Source organism: Pseudomonas sp. K5002 (assembly GCF_013386655.1).
Taxonomy (GTDB): Bacteria; Pseudomonadota; Gammaproteobacteria; order Pseudomonadales; family Pseudomonadaceae; genus Aquipseudomonas.
Genome location: NZ_JACARK010000862.1, coordinates 286 through 3,178, shown reverse-complemented (window position 1 = coordinate 3,178; position 2,893 = coordinate 286). Strand labels below are relative to the sequence as shown.

General features: G+C 62.1%; 3 protein-coding genes and 1 pseudogene. All 4 read right to left on the bottom strand.

What is annotated here, in order from left to right; genetic code table 11:
- The coding region (locus tag HX846_RS30115) for an ATP-binding cassette domain-containing protein (RefSeq protein ID WP_178966776.1) at positions 1–316 on the bottom strand (316 nt) is incomplete at its 3' end.
- Between the two features lie 15 nt (positions 317–331).
- On the bottom strand, positions 332–1,354 hold the full coding sequence (locus tag HX846_RS30110; protein WP_178966775.1) for an ABC transporter permease: 1,023 nt from the start codon (positions 1,352–1,354) through the stop codon (positions 332–334).
- Complete coding sequence (locus HX846_RS30105; RefSeq protein ID WP_178966774.1) at positions 1,354–2,418, bottom strand: microcin C ABC transporter permease YejB; 1,065 nt, start codon at positions 2,416–2,418, stop codon at positions 1,354–1,356. The genes HX846_RS30110 and HX846_RS30105 overlap by 1 nt, the downstream gene beginning before the upstream one ends.
- Positions 2,405–2,893, bottom strand: a pseudogene (locus HX846_RS39825) (ABC transporter substrate-binding protein); the annotation flags it as partial. The pseudogene HX846_RS39825 and the gene HX846_RS30105, both read right to left, overlap by 14 nt.

Genomic DNA, 2,893 nt, shown 5'->3' with positions numbered 1-2,893 from the left:
CGCTGTACAGCGGGTTGAGCGAGGTCATCGGCTCCTGAAAGATCATCGCGATGCGATCGCCGCGAATCTGCCTTAAACGCTCCGGCCGCGCGCCGAGCAGCTCTTCGCCCTGGTAGCGAATACTGCCCTGGGTACGCGTGGTGTGGGGCGGCAGCAATTGCAGGATCGAGTGGGCGGTCACCGATTTACCGGAGCCCGACTCGCCCACCAGCGCCAGGCACTCGCCCGGGTGAATATCCAGGTCGATGCCACGCACCGCTTTGTGCCCGTCGAACGCCACTTTCAGGTTACGAATTTCAATCAACGCGTCAGTCACGGCACAGCTCGCTTATCAGGATCGGGGGTCGAAGGCGTCGCGGCAGGCTTCGCCGATAAACACCAACAGGGACAGGATCAACGCCAACGCAAAAAACGCGGTCAGCGCCAGCCACGGGGCTTGCAGGTTGTTTTTCCCCTGGCCGATCAATTCACCCAGGGACGCACTGCCCGTGGGCATGCCGAAGCCAAGAAAATCCAGGGCGGTGAGGGTCGAAATGGCCCCGGTCAAAATGAACGGCAAGTAGGTCAAGGTGGCAGTCAGCGCGTTGGGCAGAATGTGCCGCAACATCACCTGAACATCGCCCACACCCAGGGCTCGCGCGGCCTTCACGTACTCCAGGTTGCGCCCGCGCAGGAACTCGGCGCGCACCACATCCACCAGGGTCAGCCAGGAAAACAGCGCCATGATCCCCAGCAGCCACCAGAAACCCGGTTCGACAAACCCGGACAAGATGATCAGCAAGTACAGGACCGGTAGCCCCGACCAGATCTCGATCAGGCGCTGCCCCAACAGGTCGACCCAGCCGGCGTAATAGCCTTGCAGCGCGCCGGCAGCGACCCCGATCAAAGTGCTCACCACGGTCAGTGCCAAGGCAAATAACAGCGATACCCGGGTGCCGAAAATCACCCGCGCCAATACATCCCGGGCTTGATCATCGGTGCCCAGCCAGTTGCTCGCGCTGGGCCGCGCCGGCGAAGGGGTCGTGAGGTCGTAGTTGACCGTGTCGTAGCTGAACGGAATAGGCGCAAACAGCATCCAGCCGCCCTGCCCTTCAATCAGTTCATGCACGTAAGGGTCACGGTAATCCGGCTGAAACGGCAACGTGCCGCCGAAATCCTGCTCGGTGTAGCGCTCGAAGGCCGGGAAATACAGTGAGCCCTGGTACGCCATCACCAGTGGTTTGTCGTTGGCCAGCATCTCGGCACCCAGGCATACGGCGAACAGCGCCAGGAACATCCACAGCGACCACCAGCCGCGGCGATTGCGCTTGAAGTGCAGCCAGCGGCGACGGGTGATCGGAGTAAAAACCGGCATCAATGCGACCTCGCGGAAAAATCCAGCCGGGGGTCCAGCAGGTGGTAGCACAGGTCGCCCAGCAACTTGATGACCAACCCGACCAGGGTAAAGATAAACAGCGTGCCGAAGACCACGGGATAGTCCCGTGCCACTGCCGCTTCGTAGCTCAGGCGACCGAGGCCGTCGAGGGAGAAAATCACTTCAATCAGCAACGAGCCGCCGAACAACATCGCGGTGAGCGCCTGGGGCAGGCCAACCACGATCAGCAGCATGGCGTTGCGAAACACGTGTTTGTACAGCACCTGTTTTTCGCTGAAACCCTTGGCCCGCGCGGTCACTACGTACTGGCGGCTGATCTCGTCGAGGAAGCTGTTTTTGGTGAGGATGGTCAGTGTGGCAAAGCCGCCAATCACCAGCGCCGATACCGGCAAGACAAGGTGCCAGAAGTAGTCCACGACTTTGCCCGCCCATGACAGGCTGGCAAAGTTCTCCGAGACCAGGCCGCGCACCGGAAACCAGTTCAACAGGCTACCGCCGCCGAATACCACGATCAGCAGCAAGGCGAACAGGAACGCGGGCATGGCGTGGCCGATAATGACCGCCGCACTGCTCCACACATCGAAGCGGCTGCCATGGCGCACGGCCTTGCGGATGCCCAGCGGGATCGACACCAGGTAACTGATCAGCGTGGCCCAGAAGCCCAGGGACAAAGTCACCGGCAGTTTTTGCAGGATCAGGTCGGTGACCTTGGCGCCGCGAAAGAAGCTATCGCCAAAATCCAGCCGCGCGTAGCTGCTGAGCATCAACCACAGCCGCGCGCCAAGGGGCTTGTCGAAGCCGTATTGGCGCTCGATATCGGCCACCAGCGCGGGGTCCAGGCCACGAGTTGTGCGCGATTCATTGCTGCCGGTTTCCACCCGTGTGCCGGCCACCGACGCTTGGCTGCCGATGCCTTGCAAGCGCGCGATGGCTTGCTCAACCGGGCCACCCGGGGCGGCTTGCACGATAAAAAAGTTGACCAGCAGGATGCACACCAACGTCGGCACGATCAGCAATAAACGGCGCGCGCTATAGGCCAGCATGTTGGGAGACCTCAGTCAGTTGGCGCATCTGTGCGGTGGTCAGCGGCGTCGGGCTCACTTCCCACCAGGTGTCGATGCCCACGTCATTGAGCGGCGCTGTGCGGGGCCGACCAAAACGGTTCCACCACAGCGAGGACGAGCCCGGCGGGTAATAGTTGGGAATCCAGTAGAAGCCCCACTGCAACACGCGGTCGAGGGCATGGGCGTAGCGCACCATGGTCGGGCGGTCGTTGGCGCGGACAAGGCCATCGATCAAGGCGTCCACCGCCGGGTTGCGCAGTGCCATGTAATTGTTGGAGCCAGGGTCATCGGCACTCTCGGAACCGAAGTAGTTGGTCAGCTCGCGGCCCGGCGATGGGCTGACCGGGTAGCCGTTGACGATCATGTCGTAGTCCCGTGCGCGCACGCGGTTGGCGTATTGGGCCGAGTCGATCATGCGGATCGTGAAGCCGATGCCGATCTGCGCCAGGTTGCG